Source organism: Microcystis sp. M20BS1 (genome assembly GCF_020245305.1).
In the GTDB taxonomy this organism is placed as follows: Bacteria; Cyanobacteriota; Cyanobacteriia; order Cyanobacteriales; family Microcystaceae; genus Microcystis; species Microcystis ichthyoblabe_A.
In genome coordinates, this window is sequence record NZ_JADBUZ010000030.1 from 48,733 (window position 1) to 74,034 (window position 25,302).

The 25,302-nt window shown below is 44.1% G+C and carries 25 protein-coding genes; 12 read left to right on the plus strand and 13 right to left on the minus strand.

Going from position 1 to position 25,302, the window contains the following annotated elements; all coding sequences use genetic code 11:
• Positions 1–453: 453 nt before the first annotated feature.
• The 5 genes from cobN (at position 454) to IM507_RS03100 (ending at position 8,233) form a co-directional block, all read left to right on the plus strand.
• Positions 454–4,071: a cobaltochelatase subunit CobN gene (gene cobN, locus IM507_RS03080; protein WP_002736989.1), complete on the plus strand. Its 3,618-nt coding sequence runs from the start codon at positions 454–456 to the stop codon at positions 4,069–4,071.
• 273 nt (positions 4,072–4,344) lie between these two features.
• Positions 4,345–5,634 (plus strand): AAA family ATPase, encoded by a 1,290-nt coding sequence (locus IM507_RS03085; RefSeq protein ID WP_287636551.1) that lies wholly within the window; start codon positions 4,345–4,347, stop codon positions 5,632–5,634.
• Positions 5,635–5,638: 4 nt separating this feature from the next.
• Entirely contained in the window at positions 5,639–6,310 is a 672-nt protein-coding gene (locus tag IM507_RS03090) for a DUF4276 family protein (protein ID WP_002736813.1), read from the plus strand.
• A gap of 283 nt (positions 6,311–6,593) precedes the next feature.
• The gene (locus tag IM507_RS03095) at positions 6,594–7,646 is read left to right on the plus strand and encodes a phosphotransferase enzyme family protein (RefSeq protein ID WP_042790604.1); all 1,053 of its coding nucleotides are present in this window, start codon (positions 6,594–6,596) and stop codon (positions 7,644–7,646) included.
• Positions 7,647–7,852: 206 nt separating this feature from the next.
• Entirely contained in the window at positions 7,853–8,233 is a 381-nt protein-coding gene (locus IM507_RS03100) for a DUF7682 family zinc-binding protein (protein ID WP_002735921.1), read from the plus strand.
• Positions 8,234–8,242: 9 nt separating this feature from the next.
• Here the strand turns inward: IM507_RS03100 and IM507_RS03105 are convergent, their stop codons facing one another.
• From IM507_RS03105 to IM507_RS03115, 3 genes are read right to left on the minus strand one after another with little or no spacing between them, the layout of a single operon-like run.
• Positions 8,243–8,734: a DUF29 domain-containing protein gene (locus IM507_RS03105; protein ID WP_002736970.1), complete on the minus strand. Its 492-nt coding sequence runs from the start codon at positions 8,732–8,734 to the stop codon at positions 8,243–8,245.
• A gap of 13 nt (positions 8,735–8,747) precedes the next feature.
• Entirely contained in the window at positions 8,748–9,239 is a 492-nt protein-coding gene (locus IM507_RS03110) for a DUF29 domain-containing protein (RefSeq protein WP_069473880.1), read from the minus strand.
• Between the two features lie 10 nt (positions 9,240–9,249).
• Entirely contained in the window at positions 9,250–9,741 is a 492-nt protein-coding gene (locus IM507_RS03115; RefSeq protein ID WP_042790600.1) for a DUF29 domain-containing protein, read from the minus strand.
• Between the two features lie 189 nt (positions 9,742–9,930).
• Between IM507_RS03115 and IM507_RS03120 the strand changes: the two genes are divergently transcribed.
• A complete protein-coding gene (locus IM507_RS03120) occupies positions 9,931–10,830 on the plus strand; it encodes an ROK family protein (RefSeq protein WP_004162188.1) in 900 nt (299 codons plus the stop codon).
• Here the strand turns inward: IM507_RS03120 and IM507_RS03125 are convergent.
• A complete protein-coding gene (locus IM507_RS03125; RefSeq protein ID WP_002736118.1) occupies positions 10,790–11,047 on the minus strand; it encodes a helix-turn-helix domain-containing protein in 258 nt (85 codons plus the stop codon). The two genes, IM507_RS03120 and IM507_RS03125, sit on opposite strands and share 41 nt — an antisense overlap.
• Positions 11,040–11,285 carry a type II toxin-antitoxin system RelE/ParE family toxin gene (locus tag IM507_RS03130; protein ID WP_259679074.1) on the minus strand — a complete coding sequence of 82 codons (246 nt, stop codon included), beginning with the start codon at positions 11,283–11,285 and terminating at the stop codon, positions 11,040–11,042. The genes IM507_RS03125 and IM507_RS03130 overlap by 8 nt, the downstream gene beginning before the upstream one ends.
• 168 nt (positions 11,286–11,453) lie before the next feature.
• Between IM507_RS03130 and IM507_RS03135 the strand changes: the two genes are divergently transcribed.
• Entirely contained in the window at positions 11,454–11,687 is a 234-nt protein-coding gene (locus IM507_RS03135; RefSeq protein ID WP_148045342.1) for a hypothetical protein, read from the plus strand.
• A complete protein-coding gene (locus tag IM507_RS03140; RefSeq protein ID WP_069473883.1) occupies positions 11,684–12,484 on the plus strand; it encodes a PEP-CTERM sorting domain-containing protein in 801 nt (266 codons plus the stop codon). Before IM507_RS03135 ends, IM507_RS03140 begins: the two co-directional genes overlap by 4 nt.
• Positions 12,485–13,104: 620 nt before the next feature.
• Here IM507_RS03140 and IM507_RS03145 read toward each other — a convergent pair.
• The 3 genes from IM507_RS03145 to ndhN form a co-directional block, all read right to left on the minus strand.
• Positions 13,105–14,187 carry an ATP-dependent 6-phosphofructokinase gene (locus IM507_RS03145; RefSeq protein WP_002735114.1) on the minus strand — a complete coding sequence of 361 codons (1,083 nt, stop codon included), beginning with the start codon at positions 14,185–14,187 and terminating at the stop codon, positions 13,105–13,107.
• A 252-nt stretch (positions 14,188–14,439) separates the two neighbouring features.
• Positions 14,440–15,882, minus strand: a complete 1,443-nt coding sequence (gltX, locus tag IM507_RS03150) for a glutamate--tRNA ligase (RefSeq protein ID WP_287636561.1) — start codon at positions 15,880–15,882, stop codon at positions 14,440–14,442.
• 202 nt (positions 15,883–16,084) lie between these two features.
• A complete protein-coding gene (ndhN, locus tag IM507_RS03155; protein WP_002735370.1) occupies positions 16,085–16,561 on the minus strand; it encodes an NAD(P)H-quinone oxidoreductase subunit N in 477 nt (158 codons plus the stop codon).
• 291 nt (positions 16,562–16,852) lie between these two features.
• On the opposite strand from ndhN, the gene IM507_RS03160 reads away from it, so the two are divergent.
• The gene (locus IM507_RS03160) at positions 16,853–17,722 is read left to right on the plus strand and encodes an ABC transporter permease (RefSeq protein WP_002737549.1); all 870 of its coding nucleotides are present in this window, start codon (positions 16,853–16,855) and stop codon (positions 17,720–17,722) included.
• Positions 17,723–17,771: 49 nt separating this feature from the next.
• Here the strand turns inward: IM507_RS03160 and phoU are convergent, their stop codons facing one another.
• The 3 genes from phoU to IM507_RS03175 form a co-directional block, all read right to left on the minus strand.
• On the minus strand, positions 17,772–18,440 hold the full coding sequence (gene phoU / locus IM507_RS03165; protein WP_002776122.1) for a phosphate signaling complex protein PhoU: 669 nt from the start codon (positions 18,438–18,440) through the stop codon (positions 17,772–17,774).
• A 120-nt stretch (positions 18,441–18,560) separates the two neighbouring features.
• Entirely contained in the window at positions 18,561–19,862 is a 1,302-nt protein-coding gene (locus IM507_RS03170; RefSeq protein ID WP_287636565.1) for a sensor histidine kinase, read from the minus strand.
• 47 nt (positions 19,863–19,909) lie between these two features.
• Positions 19,910–20,665 (minus strand): response regulator transcription factor, encoded by a 756-nt coding sequence (locus IM507_RS03175; protein ID WP_002735655.1) that lies wholly within the window; start codon positions 20,663–20,665, stop codon positions 19,910–19,912.
• 69 nt (positions 20,666–20,734) lie between these two features.
• Here IM507_RS03175 and IM507_RS03180 point away from each other — a divergent pair, with 69 nt between their 5' ends.
• Positions 20,735–21,502: a creatininase family protein gene (locus tag IM507_RS03180; protein ID WP_002736853.1), complete on the plus strand. Its 768-nt coding sequence runs from the start codon at positions 20,735–20,737 to the stop codon at positions 21,500–21,502.
• A gap of 177 nt (positions 21,503–21,679) precedes the next feature.
• The gene (locus IM507_RS03185; protein ID WP_002735699.1) at positions 21,680–22,444 is read left to right on the plus strand and encodes a hypothetical protein; all 765 of its coding nucleotides are present in this window, start codon (positions 21,680–21,682) and stop codon (positions 22,442–22,444) included.
• Between the two features lie 29 nt (positions 22,445–22,473).
• On the opposite strand, the gene glcD is transcribed toward IM507_RS03185, so the two are convergent.
• Together glcD and IM507_RS03195 are read right to left on the minus strand one after the other, a co-directional pair.
• Complete coding sequence (gene glcD, locus IM507_RS03190) at positions 22,474–23,940, minus strand: glycolate oxidase subunit GlcD (protein WP_002736423.1); 1,467 nt, start codon at positions 23,938–23,940, stop codon at positions 22,474–22,476.
• A gap of 147 nt (positions 23,941–24,087) precedes the next feature.
• Positions 24,088–24,639, minus strand: a complete 552-nt coding sequence (locus tag IM507_RS03195) for a 2'-5' RNA ligase family protein (protein ID WP_002736518.1) — start codon at positions 24,637–24,639, stop codon at positions 24,088–24,090.
• Positions 24,640–24,799: 160 nt separating this feature from the next.
• Here IM507_RS03195 and IM507_RS03200 point away from each other — a divergent pair, with 160 nt between their 5' ends.
• Complete coding sequence (locus IM507_RS03200) at positions 24,800–25,066, plus strand: YciI family protein (RefSeq protein WP_002736524.1); 267 nt, start codon at positions 24,800–24,802, stop codon at positions 25,064–25,066.
• The last annotated feature ends 236 nt before the right edge of the window (positions 25,067–25,302 follow it).

Here is a 25,302-nt window from a genome sequence, read left to right on the forward strand (position 1 = left end):
CAGTTATCAGTTATCAGTTATCAGTTATCAGTTATCAGTTATCAGTTATCAGAAGGCAGGAGGCAGGAGGCAGGAGGCAGGAGGCAGGAGGAGATAGGGAGATAGGGAGATAGGGAGATAGGGTGATAGGGTGATAGGGTGATAGGGTGATAGGGAGATAGGGTGATAGGGTGATAGGGTGATAGGGTGTTAGGGTTTTAGGGTTTTAGTTGAAATTCCCCCACTTCCCCACTTCCCTACACCCCAGTCATCAGTAAGGTGTTGGGGTTTTAGGGTGTTGGGGTTTTAGTGAAGATTTTGCTTAATCCCTATCCCCTATTCCCTAATCCCTATTCCCTGTTCTTTAAATTGCCGCAGACAGATATAATCATCTCTATCTACCTAGGAATGATCCCTCGATCGAGACCCTGATTCTCAAAACCTAATCATTATTTAACCTAACTCTCAAAATTTATGCATCGTATTGCTCCCCAAGCGGGTGGTTGGACAGCAGATACCGAAGGGGTGATTATTATTGACCAAAATCCGGCCCCGATTGTTCTCCTCACCATGGCTGATACCGATATTCAAACTCTAGCGGCAGCTATCGACCATCTACCCGATAATTTTCCCGCAATTCGCGCCCTCAATTTATCCCAGTTACAGCAGCAATACAGTATCGATAACTATGGGGACAAGGTACTATCCCAAGCAAGAGTGATTATTCTTCGCTTATTGGGGGGACGGGGGAGTTGGTCTTACGGGTTGGAAGTAGTTAAGGAAATTGTCGAGGAAACCGGTGCGACTTTATTTGTCCTCCCGGGAGAGGATAAACCGGATTTAGAGTTGATGAGTCATTCCACTGCTTCCCTGACTACTGTTAACCAGTTATGGTGCTATTTCACGGAAGCAGGGATAGATAACTGGATTAATGCTGCTAAATTTATCGCGCATACCTGTCTCCATCTCGACTATCTTCCCTCTCCTCCTGGGGTTGTCCCTAGGTTGGGAATCTATTCCCAGACAACCCTATCCCAACCCCAAGCACGGACTTGGATACTTTTCTATCGTTCCCATTATCTCGCGGGTAATACCAAAGCTATCGATGCTTTAATCAGCGCTTTCACCCAAAGAAACATTGAAACTGTCCCCATCTTTCTCTCCTCTCTCCGGGAAATCGAAGTGCAAGAGGAACTATTAACCCTCTTTTCCCACCATCCCCCAGACCTAATTCTTGACACCACTAGCTTCTCTATCCAGCGACCGGAAGACAAACAAAATCATCACTTCTGGCAGTCCCTCAATAAACCCATCTTCCAAGTAATCCTCAGCAGCAGCAGTTTAGAAGCTTATCAACAGGGTTATCAAGGTCTTTCCCCCCGGGATGTGGCCATGAATATCGCTTTACCGGAAATGGATGGCAAAATTATCACCCGCGCTATTTCCTTTAAATCTGTCCTCACCCGACATCCCAAACTAGAAACGGAAATAGTTATCTATCAACCCCTCCCCCACCGGGTTGATTTTGTCGCTGATTTAACCGCAAACTATTGTCAACTCTCCTCCCTTCCCAACTCCCAGAAAAAAATTGCTCTCATTTTCCCCAACTATCCCAATAAGGATGGTCGTATCGCTAACGGAGTCGGTTTAGATACTCCCGCTAGTGGTTTGGAAATTCTTCGCGCACTACAAACCCAAGGTTATACCCTCACCGACCTACCCGACCATAGCGACGAATTAATGCGATTGCTGATTTCCGGTATCACTAATGACTTGGAAACAAGGGAATTAAAACCTATCTATCAATCTCTCTCCCTAGAAGCATATCTAGATTATTTCTCCTCCCTTCCCCCCGATAATCAAAGCGCTCTGCTTGACCGTTGGGGACATCCAGACAAGGATTTTCCTATCCCCGGCATCCAGTTAGGTAATGTCTTTATCGGTATTCAACCTTCTCGCGGTTATGACCTTGACCCGACTCTTAATTATCATTCCCCCGACCTCGAACCTACCCACAGCTATCTCGCTTTTTACCATTGGTTACGACAGGAATTCCACGTCACTGCTGTGATTAATCTCGGTAAACACGGCAATTTAGAATGGCTACCGGGGAAAAGTCTCGCTCTTTCTCCCCATTGTTATCCCGAAATCGCTTTCTCGTCGCTGCCGAATTTTTATCCGTTTATTGTCAATGACCCCGGAGAAGGTTCCAACGCTAAAAGACGTTCCCAAGCTGTTATCATCGACCATCTCACTCCCCCAATGACGCGAGCGGAATTGTATGGGGATTGGGAAAAGTTAGAGTCCCTCATCGATGAATATTATCAAGCAGAATCTCTTGATCCTTCTCGTTTAGCTCTGATTCGCGAGCGGATTAACGATCTGGTGGCGAAAACTAATCTCGATCGAGAGCTAGGCACGATTAGCGCCTCCTTTGGTCAATTTCTCACCCTCGTGGATGGTTATCTCTGTGAACTCAAGGAAGCACAAATCCGCGACGGTTTACATATCTTCGGTCAATGTCCCCAGGGTCAGCAGTTAATTGATTTAATCCAATCGATCGCCCGTTCTCCTAGTCCCGACCGCCCCGGTTTAACCCGTTCGATCGCCCTTGACCTCCATCTCGACTGCGACCCCCTGACGGAATATAACGATACCACTACTTATCTGGAAAGTCTCGCTCAGGATTTAATTAGCCAGAAAATTGAACCTGTAGGCGAAAATACGGCAAAAGAATTGGTTTGGCTAGAAAATCAGTTAATTCCTGCTTTAAAACAAACCCCAGATGAACTTACCTATCTCTTAAAAGGTCTCGCTGGCCAATACGTCCCCAGTGGTGCTTCCGGCGCTCCCACCCGCGGCCGTCCCGATGTTCTCCCCACCGGCAGAAATTTCTATTCCGTCGATACCCGCGCAATCCCCACAGAAACCGCGTGGGAAGTGGGAAGAAAGGCTGCAGAGGCACTAATTGAACGTTATACCCAAGAAAATGGCGAATATCCCCGCACTTTGGCGATTTCTATCTGGGGAACTTCGACGATGAGAAATAGTGGCGAAGATGTGGCCGAAGCCATGGCTTTACTGGGAATTCGTCCCCTTTGGGATGGTTTTTTCCGTCGGGTGGTCGGGTTTGAAATCCTTACCCCGTCTAGCTTAGGCCGTCCTCGTATTGATGTGACCGTTCGGGTGTCGGGCTTTTTTAGGGACAGTTTCCCCAGCATACTACATCTTCTTAATTCTGGCATAAATGCGGTAGCTTGTCAAGAGGAAGAGGAAAAAATTAATCCTTTAGCGGCGAAAGTGAAGACAGAGAGGGAGTTTTGGCTAAATCAGGGCTTAGGAGAAAAAGAGGCGAAACTGAGAGCTACTGCCAGAATCTTTGGCTGCAAACCGGGTGCTTATGGGGCCGGTTTACAGGGGTTAATCGAGTCACAAAACTGGCAAAATGATCAAGACTTAGCTAATGCTTATATTAACTGGAGTTGTTATGCCTATGATAGCCAAGGAACTGCCCATTCTTTACCGGAAGTATTGAGAAATAGACTGCAAGAATTAGAGATAGTGCTGCACAATCAGGACAATCGAGAACACGATATTTTCGACTCCGATGACTACTATCAATTTCAAGGCGGCTTAACTGCCAGTGTCCGGGCATTAACCGGCAAAAATCCCGTCACCTATTTTGGTGATCATTCCCGTCCGGAAAATCCCCGCATCAGAACCCTAGAGGAAGAAATTCGCCGGGTTTACCGTTCGCGAGTGGTTAATCCCAAATGGATAGCGGGAGTGATGCGACACGGCTATAAAGGCGCTTTCGAGATGGCTGCGACCGTAGATTATATTTTTGCCTACTCTGCCACTACTCATCTGGTGGAGGATTTTATCTATCAGGGAGTAGCCGAAGCTTATTTATTTGACGAGAAGGTACAACAATTTATTCAGGAGAAAAACCCCTGGGCATTGCGAGATATGGCCGAAAGATTATTAGAAGCTCAACAACGGGGATTATGGACTCAGGTGGACCAGAAAACTTTAGATCAATTGAGGGCAATTGTCCATGAGGCCGAAGGAGCGATCGAATCGGGTCAGTAATTAGACCTCTGGCAAAAATCAAAAATCTGACCTTAGGTGAGGAGTCAGTAGCCAGTAGTCAGTAGTCAGGAGAATTAAGAATGAGCATTAATCAATTAAATGCTCTATCTAAGGATTTTATGCAATTTTATGCCTATTTTTCTCATTTTTGAACTCTCAAAAATTAATTAGGCAAGAACTCTATTAATAACTGGTCTAGAATCAATCTATACTATATATTCTCCGGGGAGAAATTGCTCAAATTACTTTAGTAATGAGAAACGGGACTAAATAATGGCCGGAATTGAGGGATTGAGGATTAAAAATTATCGAGCGCTCAAGGATATAACCCTGGGCAAGTTATGGAATACTCAAAATCGAGATTCTCTGACACCGATGACGGCCGTTATCGGCAAAAATGGTGTGGGAAAAAGCACACTTTTTGATGCGTTCGGTTTTTTATCTGATTGTCTTAAAGGAGGAGTAGAAGAAGCTTGTGATGCGCGAGGTCGGGGCGGGTTTGAGCGTCTTCGTTCCCAGGGTCAGGAAGGAAGCATTGAATTTCAGATTTACTATAAAGAAGATTACAATTCCCGACCAATTACCTATGAGTTAGCTATTGATCTAGATACGGATAATAGACCTTATGTAAAAAAAGAAAGACTCAGACAGAGAAGAAAAGGTCAAAAGACCGGATGGCCTTTTTCATTTTTACTCCTCGATGAAGGGAAAGGAATCGTTTGGAAAGGAGAAGAAGAAGGGAAACAAGTAGAAGAAGGTCAAGACCATTTTGATTTATTTAAGTTAATAGAAAAAATTCAACGAGAAGCTGATGAGGAAAGCAAGGAAACCGAGTTAGTGGAACTGAATGATAAGCGCAAACTAGGAATTGCTACGTTAGGTTCTCTCAAACAGCATCCGAGAATTTCCCTATTTCGAAGATTTATTGAGGGATGGTATCTCAGCTATTTTACTCCCGATGCCGCCAGAAGTTTGCCCCTAGCCGGACCCCAGAAACATTTGAATATCCATGGAGATAATCTCGGTAATGTGGTGCAGTTTATGGAAAGAGAGCATTCCAAGAAATTTCAGAATATACTTAATAGTATTTCTCGTAAGATACCGGGTATAGAAAAAATTAGCACCGAAAAAAGTCCCGATAATCGACTACTATTAAAATTTAATGATCGGGGATTCCAAGACCCATTTTATGTACAGCAAATGTCCGATGGTACTTTAAAAGTATTGGCCTATCTCTTACTGTTAGAAAACCCTTCCCCACCGCCATTTATCTGTATTGAGGAGCCAGAAAACGGCTTATACCATAAACTATTAGAAACCTTGGCTCAAGAATTTAGAAAACACGCCACAGGACAGAGAGGAAGTTCTCAAATTTTTATCACCACTCATCAACCTTATTTTGTTGATGCTCTCCAGCCGGAAGAAGTTTGGATTCTGGAAAAGGGTGATGATGGTTTTTCTCGGATTAAACGGGCCAGTGACAATCCTTTAATTAAGAATCTCGTCTCAGAAGGATTGCCCCTTGGTAGTCTTTGGTATAGTGATTACTTAGATGAGAGATAAGGTCATGCACTTTGAAATTTTGGTCGAGGATTTGTCGGGAAAAAAAGCACTTGATATTCTAATTCCTAAGATTATTGACATGAATGCAGGTCATACATTTAGGGTTCATTCCTATAAAGGCAGTGGTCATATTCCCAGAGACTTACAGTCTGTTTCCGATCCTAGTAAAAGGATTCTTCTTGAGCGACTACCTAAACTGATTCAAGGATATGATAAAACTTTTTCTAGTTACTCTGATAATTATGCTGCTGTACTGATTGTGGTTTGCGATCTGGATAATCGATGTTTTCGGAAATTTCGACAGGAATTAAGCAATTGTCTGGAAAAATCTGCTATCCAATCCCAAATTTACTTCTGTATTGCTATTGAAGAAGGAGAAGCTTGGTATTTAGGTGATATTAATGCCATAAAAATTGCTTATCCCCAGGCCAAAAGTGCTATCTTGGATTCCTATATTAATGATAGTATCTGTGGTACTTGGGAAAAACTGGCAGATGCTATATACAGAGGTGGAGCGAAACAATTATCTAAGTTAGGTGGAGCTTCTGTGGGTCAAGAGAAAACAGTCTGGGCAGAAAATATTTCTCCTCAGATGAATGTGGACATTAATCGATCGCCCAGCTTTGGCTATTTTCGAGATAAACTACGTCATCTCAGTCAGGAAGAATCAAGATGAGCAATATTTTTTCAGGCTAAACTTTTAGGCATTTAAAATAATCGTCGAGAGCGGGCAGTAGGGGATATTAAGTATCTGGGTAAAATTATTTACCCATAGCGATCCTTGTCTAGCAAGGCTTTCAGCCCTCTGTGGCTGGTAATTAATTTTGCCTGACTACTTAAAGACTGATTAACAGAGGAATGTAGCGAAATATACGGAGCGATCGAACCGATTTGTAATATATGTGGCCTATAAAATAGGATGATGCGAGCGTTGTCCACACTTGCATCGGGAGGGAACCGTGACGACTTTTCTGGCTTCGCTCAATTTACTGCCTTCTAGTTCTCCCGCTGCCAATTTTCGCACTGGAGAATGGACTTTTCCCACACTCTACTCCACTCTGGCTCCCGCTGCCCTAGCAGATTTAGTTTTTTCTCGTTACGAGATTGATATGCCGAAAAATTGTCAATTTTGGCATCGGGGTTTAAGTGATGTGTATCTCCTCGAAACCCTGACAACTCCCTACATTTTGCGCGTATCTCACTGCCATTGGCGCAGCAAAATGGAAATAGACTTCGAGCTAGAATTATTAGATTATCTCGATCGCTCTCAGGTTCCCGTCGCCGCGCCAATTCGCAGCAAAAACGGTGATTTATGCTTAGAAATTAATGCCCCGGAAGGGAAACGTTACGCCGTCCTTTTTCCCTATGCTCCTGGGGGAATTGCTATTGGGGATATAGATATAGAACAAGCCTATCATTTAGGCGCGATCGTAGCTAATTTACATCGGGTGACGGCAGATTTTCAACCCCTAGCCTATCGTCATCCCCTCAACCTCAAATATCTTCTCGAGGATTCCCTGCAAATTATCGCACCTTTTCTGCACCAACGACCGAGCGACCTAGACTGTGTTTTAGAAACCATTGGGGAAATAGAGGAAGAAACCGCTAAATTACCGACAGAATCTCCCTATTGGAGCATTTGTTGGGGCGATCCTCATAGTGGTAATGTGCATATCACCCCTGATAATCAGATGACCCTATTTGATTTCGATCAGTGCGGTTATGGTTGGCGAGTTTTTGATATCGCTAAATTTTTGCAAGTTTCCCTACAATCCGGCTTAAATCGCCAGATTCGCCACAGTTTTATCCAAGGTTACGAGCAAACAGTGCCTTTAACCGATGGTGAATTATCTTGTCTTCAGTATCTCACCCAAGCGGCCTATATTTGGTCTTGGTCAATTAGCTTAAATAACCTGCGTTTAACCGATTATAGTCGTCTCTGTGCTAATTATTTTAGTAGCCGTTTAGCTATTCTCAAACGTTTAAGAACCCAAGAATGGGAATTATTCTAAGCAGCCTTAATCCTGTTGGTGACAGCAGTCCCTAACTAACCAAGATCAACTTTCTGGCTGGTCAATGGCCAAACGAGGTATCGATCCCTGTATGCTGGTAAGTATAGATAATCACTGGGTAAAGACTTTCTTCTCCATCTGCCAAAAGTGAAGCAAGCTTTACCGCTCTTGAATAGTCGCTCACAGCCTTACAGACAGATGGTATTATGTCCAGAAGAAAGAAGAAGTTTCCCTGTGGTCACAAGGGTTATGGCCAAGTCTGCCATCATTGCGCTCAACTAGATGCCGCTTGGGAAGAAAGAAAACGTCAAAAAAATGCTTGGGAAGCCACTTTTTCCCAGGATCCGATCGATCTGCGGGAATTACCGAAAAATGTCGTACTTAAAGCTAGGGAAATCCTGCAAGGATTGCAAGATCACCGCAATTATCGAGATTTCCACGGTAAACGATTGCGACACGATCGCTTTATTATCAGTATCCCCGTTACCCGCAATTATCGCCTCATCTGTCGCGACCACGGCAATCTTCTCGTCCCAGAAGCGGTGATCTCTCACGAGGACTATAATGTCTGTAAACCGGGTAGGTGAAGCTAATCTTTAGTTCACCTCGGAAGATTTATCGCTGTTTATATCTCCCCAATCCGGCAACCAATTTTCATCGAGAATCTCCTCTAGATTAGCTAACAATTCCCCGGGGAAAATACTGGCATCTAATCTGGTTTCGTCAATCATCAGATTGCGAGCATCGAGATAACATTTTGCTAAAATTTCCCTTAAATAGGACTTTAAACTGGGACTATCTTCTAAAAGATCAGCAATTTGTAGGCGAAAATTCCTGATTTCTTTTTTCCATCCCGCTTGGTTGTAATCTCGTTGGGATTGCCAGTAGGTTAACTTCAGTAAATGTTCTAGAAGTCGAGTTAAGAGACTCTTAAGCGCTCGTCGATTATTTTTTCCCAAATCTGCCAACTCCTCTAATAAATTCGGCCAATCTACCGCTTGAAAATCCCCCCGACGCAATTGGTTGATAGTGGACTCTAACCAAAGTTGATAATCGCTATCGTAAAGATTTGGGATGGTAATATTCATGATTTTTTACTCCTTAATTGCACTTTTCAGAATCATTGCTGATAGCTTCCCAATCCGGCAGCCAATTTTCATCGAGAATCTCCTCGAGATTAGCTAACAATTCCCCGGGGAAAATACTGGCATCTAATTGGGTTATATCAATAATTATCTCCCGAGCATCGCTGTAACATTCCTCAAGTATCTCGCATAAATAGGGTTTGAGACTGGGACTATCTCTCAGTAATTTCTTGATTTGTTTCCGAAAGGTTCTAATTTCCCCTTTCCATCCTGCTTGATTATAATCTCGTTGGGATTGCCAGTAAGTTAACTTCAGTAAATGTTCTAAAAGTCGAGTTAATAAACTTTCTAATGCTCGTCGTTCACTTTTCCCCAAATCTGCCAACTCCTCTAATAAATTCTGCCAATCTACCGCTTGAAAATCGCCTTGACGCAATTGGTTGATAGTGTTTTCTAACCAAAGTTGATAATCGCTATCGTAGAGATTTGAAATGGTCATATTCATCATTTTTTACTCCTTAATTGCACTGTTCAGAATCCTTGCTGATAGCTTCCCAATCCGGCAGCCAATTTTGATCGAGAATCTCCTCTAGATTAGCTAACACTTCCAAAGGGAAAATACTAGCATCTAATTCGGTTTCGTCAATAAGCAGATTGCGAGCATCGAGATAACATTCCTGCAAAATTTCTCTTAAATAGAGCTTTAAACTGGGACTCTCTTTAAGAATTTTTTTGATCTGAATCCGAAAATTGCGAATTTCTTTTTTCCATCCAGCTTGATTATAATCCCGTTGGGATTGCCAGTAAGTTAACTTCAGTAAATGTTCTAAAAGTCGAGTTAATAAACTTTCTAATGCTCGTCGTTCACTTTTCCCCAAATCTGCCAACTCCTCTAATAAATTCTGCCAATCTACCGATTGAAAATCGCCTTGACGCAATTGGTTGATAGTATTTTCTAACCAAAGCTGATAATCGCTATCGTAGAGAGTGGGGATGGTAATATTCATCATTTTTAAAATGGGTAAAAATCAGGAAATAAGGTGCAGGTATCTAAACTATAGAAGAAATTTGGGGCTAATCAATGAGCTAGTTTTGCCAGTTTAGCCGAATTATCCTCTCGATCACATCTAACTGCGAAAAAAACCGCCAAAAAGAGTGATAATAAACCTACCTATTCCCAGAGTAACAAGGAAAGCCCGATGGTGAAAACAGTCATAGGTGTCGATTTAGGTGGAACCGCTATTAAAATTGGTAAATTTGACCAGGAGGGCAATTGTCTCGAATCTCTCAGCTTGCCCACTCCCCAACCCGCTACACCCAAAGAAGTCGCCCATACCATACATCAAGGCATTTGTCAAGTAAATTTAGATAAAAGTTGTCAAGCCATCGGTGTGGGAGCGCCGGGTCCGACGGATGCTCAGGGAAGAATTGCCAAAATAGCGATTAATTTGGCAGGATGGCGGGATATTCCCCTGGCCGATTGGTTAGAAGAAAGTACGGGAATGCCGACAATTTTAGCCAATGATGCCAATTGTGCCGGTTTGGGAGAAGCTTGGTTAGGAGCGGGCAAACGCTTTCAAAACTTGATCCTGTTAACTTTGGGAACGGGAGTAGGAGGGGCAATTATCCTCGATGGTAACTTATTTGTGGGCAGTAAGGGAACGGCCGCAGAATTAGGCTTAATAACCCTCAATTTTGACGGTCCATTGTGCAATAGCGGTAATCAGGGTTCCTTGGAACAGTACGCCTCCCTGCAAGCTATTCGCCGGATGACTGGCAAAGAACCGAAGCAATTGGCAGAATTGGCCGAAAAAGGCGATCAAGGGGCTTTACAATTTTGGCAGGGTTACGGTTGTTTACTGGGGGCTGGTATCGCCAGTTTACTCTATGTTCTCACCCCAGAGGCGGTAATTATCGGCGGCGGTATTAGTGCCAGTGCTAAGTTTTTCTTTCCCTCTCTCCTCACAGAAATCGAAAGACGGGTTTTACCTAGTTCCAGAGAAGGATTAGAGGTATTAACGGCTGAGTTAGGTAATCGCGCCGGGATGGTGGGGGCTGCTAAATTAGCTTGGCAATTAATCGACCTTCCCAGAAAGTAGAAATACCGACAGATTCCACATTCTCTTCTAGGTTGAAAACTGTTGCTTTATCCCAATTTAACTTACGCGCTAATTCTTCCTGGGTCAGTCCAGCTTCTTCTCTTGCCTGCGCTAATATAACTCCCAGCTTGAAACTGAGATAACCAGACTCGAAGCCTTGGGAAAATTGACTGTCAGTTTGTTTTCTTCTGTTAATATATTGTTCCACATCACTCATCGTCGAATCTCCTGTTTAAGTAGTCTCGTTTTCGTTGCTGTGCCAAATTAATCTCTTGGGATGGTGTTTTTTGAGTCTTTTTGGCAAATCCGTTTGTTAAAATGATTAAATCACTTTCTCCAAAAAAGCCCAGCAGACGGAATATATTATTGCCAACCTGAACTCTCACTTCCCAAATATCATCAGTATTTACTAATTTTTTAAGGTATTGACTCGGTACAGAATCTAACTCCTGAATTAAGCGTAAAACCCAACTTTTTGAGCTTGTTTTCCAGACAGAGAATTTAAAAAATCTTCAACGGGGCTGGCTCCTGACTGGGTACAATAGAAAACAATCTCTTTCATATAATAATCAGTTTAAGGAAACATTTCAATATTTTAGCGATCGCATTTCCTTCGGAGTGTAGTGATTCCATATCGCCAGGCATTGGTGGTGTATTATTTTACATCGTCATCCAATAATCCTGAAAATCCCAAAATCGCTGAAAATCCTGATGCTGACAAGGAAGTAGCGCAGATACTAGCGTCAGCCATGAGGGAGAGAAATGTAAAGATTTATAAAATTGTAGCTTTTAATACAATGGGGGGGGGAGAAGTGTGTATATTTACCGACGTTTATCTTAAAACCACTAAAAAATGAAATTTGTCTCATTGTTATCCATCTCTGCGCTCACAAGCAGTATCCTCATCGCGACCCCCCAAGCGAAAGCAGCAGTAGTTTTCCTTGACTTGAATACCTTTACCCCTGGGGGACCAGGCACAGGAACATTCGCGGGAACCCTAGGGGGAGTGAACGTTACAGGTTCTATACTCGCTGGTGGCTCCTCTAACTTTCAGATTCTAGGCATTAACCCGACAGATTGGGCAGGAACAACAATCGATAATACTACTCCCCAATACAGCTACAGCAACATCTATACTCCATCCCAAAATTTAGGTGATCGGGTAGGTTATGGTATGTTCGCAGGAGCAAGCAGCCAGAGTGCGACTTTAACGATTCAGTTTAGCTCGCCCGTGACCAATCCCACCTTCCACGTTGCCAATCTTGACGGGATGATCTATGATTTCTCCGATCCCAGCAATGGTTCAATCGCACTCAGTTTATTGAGCGGTAACGGTGGTGGTGGCGATGGTTTAACAGTCGATACCACGAACAAAATCATCGCCGATGCGAATCCGTTTACTGGCGTTGGTCTTTCTCCCTTCACTCCCCCTCCGACTACTGGTACTCGTTCCGCTTACGGTTCTGTGGAGTTATTGGGGACTTTTTCCACCTTGAACATCAAGCTACAGGGAAATCCTAGTCTAACAGTTGCTGGGGATGGTGGAAGCTTTATGATCTCAACTACAGTTCCCGAACCCTCTACAGTCCTCAGCTTATTAACCCTCGGCACTCTCGGCGCAGCTTCAACCCTCAAACGCAAACTCAAACCATAAAAGTAGGCTAAATTGCTGACAAAAATACCATAAATGCCCCTTCATTCAGTCAGTTGAGAGGGTTTTATGTTGGTTCTTCGTTACTTGGTATGGTTCGATAGGGGGGCATAAATCGACTAAATCCTTATCTGGTAAGAGACTTAATTGATTAGTTCGCTCTAGATCAAAAACAATTGACAAAAATCGCTAAATGCCTTTCTATATAAGGGTTACATCCCTTATAACCCCCGTCCATTGCATAACACAAACCGAAGAGCCTTTATGTTTTGCCTGTGCTTCTACTTATTAAATTTTATTAATTAATTGCTCAAAAGTAGTTTATTGTGGTAGAAAAAGATTTTTTGGATCGATAGGGTAAAATTTAATAAATATTGTAATTTTATACCATAACGTAAGTTAATTACAGCAGTTATCTTAATGGTGAGATAACTTCTTTATTTGAGGGGTAATTTTAATCGGTGGGGAAAGGGCGATACTTAAGTAGCTGGTTATAATTAAATTGAAGATAGATTTTAGGTTCGATCCCCCCTTAATCCCCCCTTGATAAGGGGGGAACTGATCGTTTTTAACACCTACCTACTTAAGGGTTAATTCTCGCACCGATTCCCCTAGATTTAATCTCAATCCCCTAGACAAATACCCAAACCCCTGGCGGTTTTGACTAAAGTTTCTTCGAGATCGACGATGCGATAGGTTTTAATCGCCTCCTCGATGGGAACACTGACCACTTGCCGATTTTGCCAGGCCACCATGCGATCGAATTCCCTCCTGGCGATCAGATCCACGGCCGCCACGCCAAAAGCCGCCCCCAGTAAGCGATCCATTGGAGAAGGAATACCCCCCCGTTGAATGTGGCCCAGGAAAGTCACTCTCGTTTCGGCCCCGGTTTCCCTAGCAACTTCTTCGGCTAAATAGCGACCGATACCCCCGAGACGATCTTCTCCTAGGGCTTCCTTTTGCACTAGGCGATTGCCGGTTTCGGTACGCACGGCCTCGGAGACAATAATCAGAGAAAACTGTTTATCCATACGCTGCCGTTGCCGGATCTTCTCGCAGACCTTCTCTAATCGGTAGGGAATTTCGGGAATGAGAATGATATCGGCCCCCCCCGCAATACCGGCAGCCAGGGCGATATGGCCGGCATCTCTACCCATAACTTCTAGAATCATCACCCGGTTATGACTAGCGGCGGTAAAATGGAGGCGATCGAGGGCTTCTGTGGCGATATTAGTAGCTGTATCGAAGCCGATGGAGACTTCTGTAGCTCCCACATCATTATCGATGGTTTTTGGGATACCAATCAGATTAATGCCTCCCTGTTGGGCAATACGGCGCAAAATCGCCAGACTACCATCGCCACCGATGCCGATCAGGGCATCCAGTCCCAGACTATGATAGCCGTCGATGATGTCCTGAGAGCGATCGATCAGGGTTCCATCCGGCATCGGGAAAGCGAAGGGATCCCCCTTATTGGTAGTACCGAGAATTGTTCCCCCCATCACCAACAGGCGATCGACTCCTTCAATATCAAAGATCGTGGTTTTGGGGGGACGGCTAACTAATCCGTTAGTTGCTTCTCGAATACCCACCACTTCCCAGCCGTAATTGCCACTGGCATGGTGGACAACGGCACGAATGGCGGCATTTAAACCCGCACAGTCGCCACCACTGGTGAGAATTCCAATTCGTTTTTTTTCACCCATAGGTTTTTGTCAGGAGATCAACAAATCTATATTTAGGGAAAAGTTGCGGATAATGCCTAAAAATTAAGAAAGTTTCTAGATCGTCCCTGACAGCTAGGGGAAAAATCCGCCCCCGTCCCCTCAGTAATTGATCACGAGCAGGGTATGCAGGGCGACACGGATTCCCATTATACTAAAAAGTATATAGCAATATTAGGGCATTTGTCAACCCTAATATGCAAGAAATTTTCTGATAACTGATAGCCAATCAATTTAACTATTTACTGCTTGCTGAAGACGGGATAGATCCCAACCTTTTTGATTGAGAAGTAGCCAAGACTGCATTAAATCCGGACCGTGTAACTCCCCCATCAAAGCAGCGCGTAGAGACTTCATCACTAGACCTTTTTTAACCCGATGGGTTTTAGTGGTTGTCTCCACAATTCCCTTAGCAGCTTCTCCAGTCAAATCGGGAGTAATAGCGGCGAGAATATCCTTGATAATATCCTTAACTCCCTCTAATTGTAATTGACTCAAAGCCTCCTGATTATAATTCGCCACAGGGGTTAAAAGTAAGCGACTTTCAGCGACAGCATCGCTTAAACGAGTTAAACTCGGACCGATGAGAGTAGCCAAACCGATCAACCAAGCTCGATCGGTTTCAGCATCAAAATTATACCCTGCTTCTTGCCAGTAAGGGAGAAGTAAAGGCACTAATTCCTCACCGGTTAAACGATGAAGATATTGACTATTAATCCAATCCAATTTCGTCCAGTCAAATTTTGCCCCCGCTTTATTTACCCGTTCTAAACTAAACACTTCAGCGGCCGCTTCAAGGGTAAAAATTTCTTCAGTGGAATCGGGAGGAGTCCAACCCAGTAGAGTCATGTAATTAACCAAAGCTTGCGGCAAAAAACCCAGTTTTCGGAAATCATCGATCGAAGTGACTCCATCCCGTTTAGATAACTTGCGACCCTCCTGATTTAAGATCAAAGGACTGTGGGCAAACTCCGGCACTTTTGCCCCTAAAGCTTCGTATAAAAGAATTTGTTTAGCCGTATTAGCGATGTGATCTTCCCCACGAATAACATGGGTAATTTCCATATCGATATCATCAACAACTACCGCTAAATTATAGAGAGGCTGACCGAAGTTTTCTTCCGCATTTTCTGGGGTACGAGCGATCACCATATCGCCACCTAAATCACTACCTTTCCAGATAACTTTTTCCCGGATTAAATCCTGCCAAATAATTTCTCGATCATCATCAATAATAAAACGAATTACTGCTTTTCTTCCCGCTTGCTCGAATTGAGCTTGTTGTTCGGGGGTGAGATAACGGTGACGATTATCGTAACGGGGGGCAAGATTACGGGCTTTTTGTTCTTCCCGCATTTTTTCCAATTCTTCCGGGGTACAATAACAACGATAGGCTAAACCTTGATCGAGCAGGGTTTGAATGGCCTGACGATAATAATTAAGGCGTTGAGTTTGAAAAAAAGGACCTTCATCCCAATTCAGTCCTAACCATTGTAGGCCCGCTTGAATATTTTCCGTATATTCTGGTCGAGAACGTTCTAAATCTGTATCTTCCACGCGCAAGATAAATTTCCCCCGGTGATGATGGGCAAAAAGCCAGTTAAACACGGCTGTGCGTGCTGTTCCAATGTGTAAATTTCCCGTGGGACTGGGGGCAATACGAACTCTAACTGTCACGATCTAACTCCTAGGTTTTTTGCGGCAACGATATCCCATATTATGGCAAATTCCCCTAGGCCAACTCGCAAAATTAAGAAAATTAAATAAATAGCTACCAAAGGGTGAGAAAGGAACAACAAACTCTCAAGAATTGAAGTTTCCCTCTCCGGGGAGAGGGTTTGAGGATGAGATATTTAAATAACCGTGTTATTTCGGTAATTTAGGCAGCGACTAAAGATTTGCTCAAAGGTTGCCAACGGAAATATCTTTCCCCACCCAATTCGAGGACAAATTTTAACCGGGGTTCCTGTTGACTAAGATTAATTAAGTATTGTTTTTCTTCCGAGGATAAAACAAAACTTTCAATAATCCAAATCACTAAACCTTTAGATTTGGGAGGTAAATTTTCCAATTGATAGGTAGCAATGGGAGGAATAAAATAAACTGGTCCCACGGCTGCTTCCCGACCAATATTTTTTTTACCCAAATGGGGGGGACGGACTCCATGAATGCCGGTAAGATAGGCACTTAAATCCCCTAGACCTCTAGCGGTGATATGCAGGACATTGTAACCAGTGGCCCGTAAACGTCTTTGATAGCGTCCCTCGTAACCCCCTTCTAAGGGTGCGTAAACACCTAAAGCACCGTATTGTTCCAGATCGCGAATAAATGGTTTTCCTGTGGTCAGTAGTGCCATAGCTAGTAAAAAAAATCTTTTTCCCTATAATCGCACGTTTTGTTAAGTTGTGCGTCAGCTGAACAAAGAAAGACTTAAGATCAAAGATAGAGAGGGACAATCGCTACTCTCCCAAGGAGGCAATATGTTTCACGATCTCCTTTATCCCAACGGACTGCTTTATGTCCTGATTAAACTAACTGTTTTAGCTTTAGCAGTCTTGCTCTGGTTTATGGTCGTTTCGGCCCCGGCTGTTTGAAAAAACACTGCTCTTGTACAATTAGCGTTCTATGCAATGGCTAAATTTTGTCGATGACTCCTGTTAAATTGCCGATCGATCCTTTTCTGAAACCCAACCTAACCACTAAACTCCTAGGGGTTGGGTTGGTATTGACAATTATTTTTATCCTGATTGCCCTGTTTTCGCCCCTTCTGCAAGCGATCGGCATGATTCAGGATCCAACCGACATTTTAAGCAATTATCCCCTACAAGCCCCCAGTTCTGCCCATTGGTTCGGGACGAATGTGCGCGGTTATGATGTCTTTTCCCGCACCCTATTTGGGGCGCGAGCGGCCTTGTCCGTGGTATTTTTGGCCACAGGATTATCTTTAGTCATCGGGGTTCCTTTGGGGTTAATTAGCGGTTATTTGGGAGGTAAAATCGATCGCGTTCTCCTCTTTCTCATGGATACCCTCTACACCTTGCCGGGGTTATTATTATCGGTGGCTCTCGCCTTCGTTTTGGGTCGTGGTATCGTCAATGTAGCGATCGCTGTTAGTATTGCCTATATTCCCCAATATTTTCGCGTGGTCAGAAATCAAACCGCCAGCGTTAAAAATGAGTTATTTATCGAAGCGGCACGAGCGATCGGCGCTAGTCCAGGCCGGATACTATCAAAATATCTTTTCTTTAATGTCGTCCAGAGTGTCCCGGTTCTTTTTACCCTCAACGCGGCGGATGCGATCCTGGTTTTAGGCGGTTTAGGCTTTTTAGGCTTAGGATTACCGGAAGAAGTGCCGGAATGGGGTCATGATCTCAAGGAAGCTTTGGCGGATTTATCTACAGGTATCTGGTGGACGACTTTATTCCCCGGATTAGCAATGACCACGATGGTGGTGGGTTTATCTCTCTTGGGAGAGGGGTTAAGTGAAATTTTAAACCCCCTGAGTCGTAAACGCTAAAAGCAAGGGCCAGAGTTCCAGAGAAATCATCTGAGGAACTTCCACACCCTCAGCCTCTCTGTCCAGTAACGATGTAAGATACCCTTTGGGCGATATTGGTGGCGTGATCGGCCATGCGTTCCAGATGACGGATGAGTAAAGCCATCAGCAAGATTGGTTCCACCACACCCTTGATATCTCTTTGATGGGCGAGAGTGTGATAGAGATAATCATAGGCTCGATCGACCGTATTATCTAGTTCTTTCACCTTTGGACCTGCTTCTTGATCGAGGTCAGCCAGAGCAACCAGACTCGTGGCTAACATATATTGAGCATGGTGGGACATGGCCTCGATCTCACTCATACAATCGTGGGGAGTATAGGCGAATAATTTGAGAGCTATTTCGGCCAAATCCTTGGCATAATCGCCGATACGTTCCAAATCGCGCACTAATTGCATAAAAGCACTTAAAAGCCGCAAATCTTGGGCTACGGGAGCCTGTAGAGTCATGAGAGTGGCACAATCTAACTCGATTTGACGATAGTAGCGATCGATTTCCTTGTCAAGGGGGGGGATTTTTTTCGCCATTTCTAAATCCCTAGCAAAAAGGGATTGATGACTAAGACGAAAGGATTCTTCGACCAAGGTTCCCATTCTCAGCACATCCTGTTCCAATCGCTGGAGAGAACGAGCGAAATAGGTGCGATCGCGATGATTGGTTTCTTTGGATAGGCTCACGGTCGGATTCGCTTAACATAAAACTACTCTTTCTCTACAGTGATAACAAGAAAATTTTCGATTTTGTACAGTTGTCCAGAGAACTTGACAGATTTTTTTTCTCCCCACACCCCACACCCATCACCCCACTGCCTTTTTTTGACGCGGGAGAGTGACTTGTAGGCGAGCGCCGCCGGTGTTAGGATCATTTTGAGCGACGATCGAACCGCCATGGGCTTGAATAATCTCTTTGGCAATCGATAAACCTAAACCGGTACTATAATCCTTTGTGCCTTGTTTTTGACGGGTGCGGGAAGGATCACCGCGAAAGAGGCGATCAAAAACGTAGGGTAGATCAGCTTCGTTAAATCCTTTACCGTTGTCGATAACGTCAATTTTCAGCCATTTTTCCCCGATAGTATCGGATATTTCCCGAATTTCTAGGCGAATTTTCCCCTGATCGGGACTATACTTAATGGCATTATCAAAGAGATTCAGGAAAACTTGCAGCAGACGAGAGTGATCGACTTCTACCGTCCAATCCACCGGAGAGGAATAATCTAAGCTAATCTGTTTTTGGGCGGCTATTGGGGTGACAGTCTGCCAAGCAGCGCTGATTAATTCCTCTAGATTAATCATCTGGTATTGTAAAGATCGCCCCGCATCCGCTTGTAATTCACTGATTTCTAGCCAATCGCAGACTAATTGACTCAAACGCTCCACTTCTTTCCCCATTTGTTCTAACCAGCGTCTTTCGGGAGCTTGGAGGCGTTTTTGTAAAGCTTCGGTAAGGAGAGAAATGGAGGTTAAGGGAGTGCGTAACTCGTGAGTTAAGTCAGAGAAAGCTCGCTCGCGATTTTGCGATAATTCGACTAAAGGCTGTCTATTTTCGATAAATACAGCGATTTCACCTTCTGGCAAGGGATAACCGTAACCCTTCAAGGCAATCGATTTAGGAGCAATCACTTGGCGATCGCTAATGGGGTTGACAGGATAATTAGTCGGGTAAAAAGTCCAAGTTTGCACCTGTGGACTCTGTTTTTGGCGAGTTTCTTGAATTAATTGATCTAATTCGTAGGAGCGCACCAATTCCAGCAGCAGACGCACTTGATCTGGCTGCCAGCGATCGAGTTTTAAGAGGGTAATTGCCTGTTGATTACACCAGAGCAGTTGATTATCGGCATCTATATGAAGATAGGCGATCGGCGCTAGTTCTAGCAAGGATTTCTGAATTTCTAAGCTCTTTTCTCGCTCTTGCAGACTTTGGGAGAGAAACTGTAATTCTCGACGCACCAGGGAGGTAACGGGAAAAGAGGCCGACAAATCCACCGAATCCGAGAGAGCGCTTAGGGTTCGCTTTAACTCTCTATTTAAGCGTGAGACTTGCCAATAACAAATACTCAAACCTAAAACTACTCCGAAAATAAAAGCGAAAATAGTCATTGTCTGCGCGAGCGGCGATCGCTAAACTTGAAAATATAATCGCTCACCTAGCCAAAACGATAACCGAAACCGCGTACAGTAATCAGGTATTCTGGTTGACTGGGATCGATTTCCAGTTTTTCGCGTAACCAGCGAATGTGAACATCGACGGTTTTGGTATCTCCTAAAAAATCTGGCCCCCAAATTTGTTCAATTAACTGCTCTCTTGACCAAACTCGGCGCGGATAACTCATAAATAGGTCGAGGAGACGGAATTCTTTAGGAGAAAGGTTGATTTCTTCATCTCGCACCGTCACCCGACATTCCTGGGGATAAAGAAGAACATCGCGGAATTTTCGCACGGGAGCGGCAGCTAGGGAAGTAAATCCTTGACGACGAATCAGAGCGCGACAACGAGCGACTAATTCGCGCATACTAAAGGGTTTAGTCAGATAATCATCGGCACCCACTTCTAAACCCAAAACTCGATCGGTTTCGCTGGCCTTAGCACTTAAGATTAAAATCGGGATAATATTGCCGTGATAGCGCAACAGACGGCAGATATCAAGACCACTGATTTGGGGTAGCATTAAATCCAAAACGACCAAATCAAACCGAGATTCACCGTGATTATTAGATTCTTGACTTTGCAGTAATTCTAGAGCAGCGCGACCATCACTAACACCGAGCGCCTCGTAACCTTCTTCTTCCAAAGCCAAAATAATCATATCCCGAATCACTTCTTCGTCTTCAACGATTAAAATCCGATGATTGGGAACGAAATCCGTACTCGCCGACAAGGGGGGGGTGTCAAGGGTTAACATAAAAATACTTGATTATTCGTCCTAATTTTATCTCAATTGGTCAACCTGCACTCGGGGGGGTAGAGCCGAATGTTATTACAGTTATCCACCTGGTTAGAGGTGGAATCCTATCTAGAACAATCTCAGGGAATTATTATTCCTATTGGTTCCACGGAACAACACGGGCCGACGGGACTTATTGGTACAGATGCTCTATGTGCTGAGGCGATCGCTAAAGGAGTAGGGACACAGGTACGAGCAATGGTAGCACCGACCTTAAATGTCGGTATGGCCCTACATCACACGGCTTTCCCTGGTACAATTAGTCTTCGTCCTAGCACTTTGATTCAAGTCATCCTCGACTATGTGACTTGTTTAGCTAGAGCCGGTTTTCGTCAATTTTTCTTTATCAATGGTCACGGGGGCAATATTGCCACCCTAAAAGCCGCTTTTTCGGAAACCTATTATCATTTGGATACCCTCAATTTGCCTAACACAAACGAGGTTAAATGTCAAGTGGCCAATTGGTTTATGGTGCGAGAAGTTTATCTTTTAGCCAAAGAATTGTATGGAGATCAGGAAGGTTCCCACGCTACACCGAGCGAAGTGGCGTTAACTCAATATCTTTACCCTGAGAGCCGTAAAAATGCCTTTTTATCGGAAAAAGTGGCTTCTGGTCATGGTATTTACGGTGCGGCTAATTTTCGCCAAAATTACCCCGATGGTCGTATGGGTTCCAATCCTGCTTTAGCGACTCCCGAACACGGTCAGAGATTCTATGAATTAGCGGTGAAAGAATTGAGTAATACTTATCTAGAATGGCTCTCTTGTCCTGTGTCTGAGTTGATTAGTAACTAAGCCACCGAGACCCAGAATAATTTAACTGTAACCCTAAGTTAGTGGTTTCAATTAAATTGAAGATAGATTTTGTCTTTGATCCCCCCTTAATCCCCCCTTAATAAGGGGGATATCTGAACAATTTTTAACCCCCACCCACTTAGAAAGAAAAGATAAATATCCAAAAGGAGAAAATTGATGATTGCCACTACTGAGAATAACTCCAATCAACCTCTGGCTAGTTTGCGGGAAATACAAGAACTTGCCATCGCAATTACCGCCAAAAGCCTCAATCCCGCCATGCTAACGATTGATTTCCTCAAATATTCGGGAATAGTTCCCCCCGACTGGGAATTAAATGCCCAGCCGGTACTCAATCCTAATTACGCTCAAGTTAATTTTCAAAATGGTATCAGCATCGTCGCCCAACCCCGGACAATTACCTTTGTGGAGATAATTAAATCCCCCGATAGCCTGAACCTGAAACTGCCAGAAATTGTCGGTTTATATCTAGATAAACTCCCTTTAGCCGAATATCAAGCCCTGAATATCGCCCCGAAAAGTATTGTTCCTCTCCCCAGTAGCCCCGATGCCGCTAAAAAATATATCACCGAAACTCTTTTGGCCCCCGGTCCCTGGCACAATTTCGGTACGGCCCCCCTACAAGCCGGCATCAATCTAATTTATCAGTTAGAAACCTCTCAGCTATCCGTGGCGATTAACGAGGCAAAATTACAATTACCCGATGGCAAAATTTTAGGGGCGCTATTATTTGCCGGCAACTTTAACTATAATCTGGCCGAGGGTAGCGATCGATTCAATCTGCTCAAACAATATCTGGGACAATGGCAAAAAGACCTAGAGATTTTCCGAGAATTAGTCACTCAACGCTTTCTAGAAAGACAAGTCCCAGTTTTCCCCTCTAATATCAATCTGCCCCTAGGACCCCAAGGTGGACTGTAATCAGTAATCAGTCAATACTTGCCGATAACCTAAAACACATCCACCCCCGCAAACCCTTGTATTTTCGCATTAGCGGCTTCCCCACAGCTGCGCGGGGTGGGGAATAATTTCCCCGGGTTAGCTAAACCTTTGGGATTAAAACAGTCCCGCACATAGCCCATAGTTTCTAAGTCAATCTCGTTAAACATGGCGGGCATATAACAATTTTTATCGATGCCGATACCGTGTTCCCCCGATAAACTGCCCCCAACCCGCACACAAAGTTTGAGAATTTCACCGCCTAATTCCTCCACTTCTGCCCAGGCCCCTTCTACCTTGTTATTGTAGAGAATCAACGGGTGTAAATTGCCATCCCCAGCGTGGAAAACATTGGCGATTTTATAACCGTATTTTTCACTTAAAGCCTTAATTTCCTGAAGAACAGACACCAATTGAGTGCGCGGAATCACCCCATCTTGGACAAAATAATTAGGGCTAATTTTCCCCGCCGCCGCAAAAGCCGCTTTTCTGCCCTTCCAGAGTTTCAAGCGGGTTTCGGCATCATTAGCCGTGGTGATATTTCTCGCCCCATTTTGACGGCAAATCTCGGCAACCCGATGTTTATTACTGGCGACTTCTACTCCTAAACCATCCAATTCCACTAATAAAACCGACTCGGCATCCCGGGGATAACAGCCGGTAGCCACCACGTCTTCCACGGCGTTGATACTGAGATTATCCATAATCTCCATCCCCGCCGGAATCATTCCCGATTTAATAATATCCGCCACCGCTTGGCCCGCCGCCTCGATACTGGTAAAATCGGCCAGTAAAACACAGATAGATTCCGGAGTTTTCAGAATCCTTAGGGTGATTTCCGTGGCGATGCCTAAAGTTCCCTCGGAACCCACAAATAAACCGGTTAAGTCGTAGCCCGGTTGTTCTGGTACCGCACCCCCCACATCGATAATTGAACCATCGGGAAGGACGATTTTTAAGCCCATAACGTGATTGGTAGTGACACCGTATTTTAAACAGTGAACCCCGCCGGAATTTTCCGCCACATTACCGCCGATCGAGCAGATAATTTGACTAGAGGGATCCGGTGCATAATAAAATCCCGCCCCGCTTACTGCTTGCGTCACCCAATTATTAATCACCCCGGGCTGCACCACCACCCTTTGATTATCTAAATCAACCCTGAGAATCTGATTCATCCGCGCCGTAACGATGAGAATCCCCTCTTCTAAGGGTAACGCCCCTCCCGATAAGCCCGTTCCTGCACCCCTTGCTACCCAGGCAATCTCGTTATCGTGACAGAGTTTCACCACCGCCGCAATTTCTGCGGTACTGCGAGGCAACACCACAAGAGCGGGTCTTTGTCTGTATCCTGTGATACCATCGCACTCGTAGGTTAATAATTCATCTTTGCGACGGATGACTCCATCTTTGCCAAGGATCGCTTCTAGCTGTTTGATCAGATTGGGGGAGATTTTCGGGGGATTTTTGAGTAACATAGGTTTCAGGGCGGCGGAGTCGCAGTAAAATGGCTCTATAGGTTAAAATATCGCAAAAAAGCCAGAAATTAAGCTTTAAAAACTGCTCTCTCCTATTTTACCACTAGAACCCCTTCCTCTGTAGATAGAAACCTGCAAGGGTCTGGATTATAGAGAAAATTGCCGATAAATTTCCCAGCGCTTACCGTTATGAATTAGGAGGGTAATTTGATCGATCATCACCTCAAAAAATAGCTCTTGATTAGCATATTTTGACCAAGCTTTCCAGAAATTATCTTTAGTTAAATCTCGGAAGCCAACGGTTAAATGGGGCGAAAAAGCTCGGCTTTTTGAGGCATTATCAATGATATTCAAGGAAGATTCTAGCTGCTGTAAAAGCCGTTTTTGCAGGGTTAATAATTCTGGGGTTTTCTGGACATTAATATAAATGACTCGCGGTTTAAAGGAGGCAAAATTCTGGAGAATTAGGGGAATAGGAGCGTGCAAGCGGGCAAATTCCTCTAAACATCTTTCTAAATCGGGTAATTGTTCTAAATTACACCGGAAAGGGGGTTGGAGAGTGACGTGGGGAGGCGATTTCAGGGCAGCGCGACTATTGTAAATTTCTGCAAACTCTAACTTGATTTTTGTGGCAATTTCCTGTACTTCTGGCGGCGGCAAAAGTGCGATAAAAAATAGAGATCCCTGGGGTTGATTCATGGAAGCAAGCAAAGCTACAGAAATAAAGCTGTCACCTCGATTCTAGCAGTCTTCCACAACTCTAGCTAATTGTATATCTCTGTTATATTGCACCCTCGACGGCCAAGATTAATCGGTATAATTATATGATTGTTAATCAGTCCTAGCCTCCTGAGAATTTATGCCCTGGTTTGTCAAGATAGAAAAAGGCATTGTTGATAAAACTACCTTCGATCGCTATGTCAGCGCCCATAAGGACTATGTGCGTGATTTAATTAGCCAAGGACGAGCGGCAAAAACTGGTTATTGGGCAGAAAGGGGCGGCGGAATGTTATTATTTAAGGCCGATTCTCTTGAGGAAGCCCAAGCAATTATAGTTCGCGATCCTTTAATCGAGAATGGTTGTGTGGAATACGAACTCCATGAATGGCGAATTGTCGTAGAGTAATCTAGCTTTTCAGGGAACAGTAATCAGTAATCAGTAATCAGTAATCAGTGAAAAGACGGCAATGTTAAGCTGTTGATTATCTAAATATTACTCCCTAATAGTTACTAATTCTGTACGCAAATATTGCATCTAGAATTAGCTTTGTACGCTTTGACCCGTACTGGGTTAACTACGAACCTCTCTATCGGATTCCCGCTAAAGGCGGCCTCTCCGACTACCTTTCTTCCAATATTTAA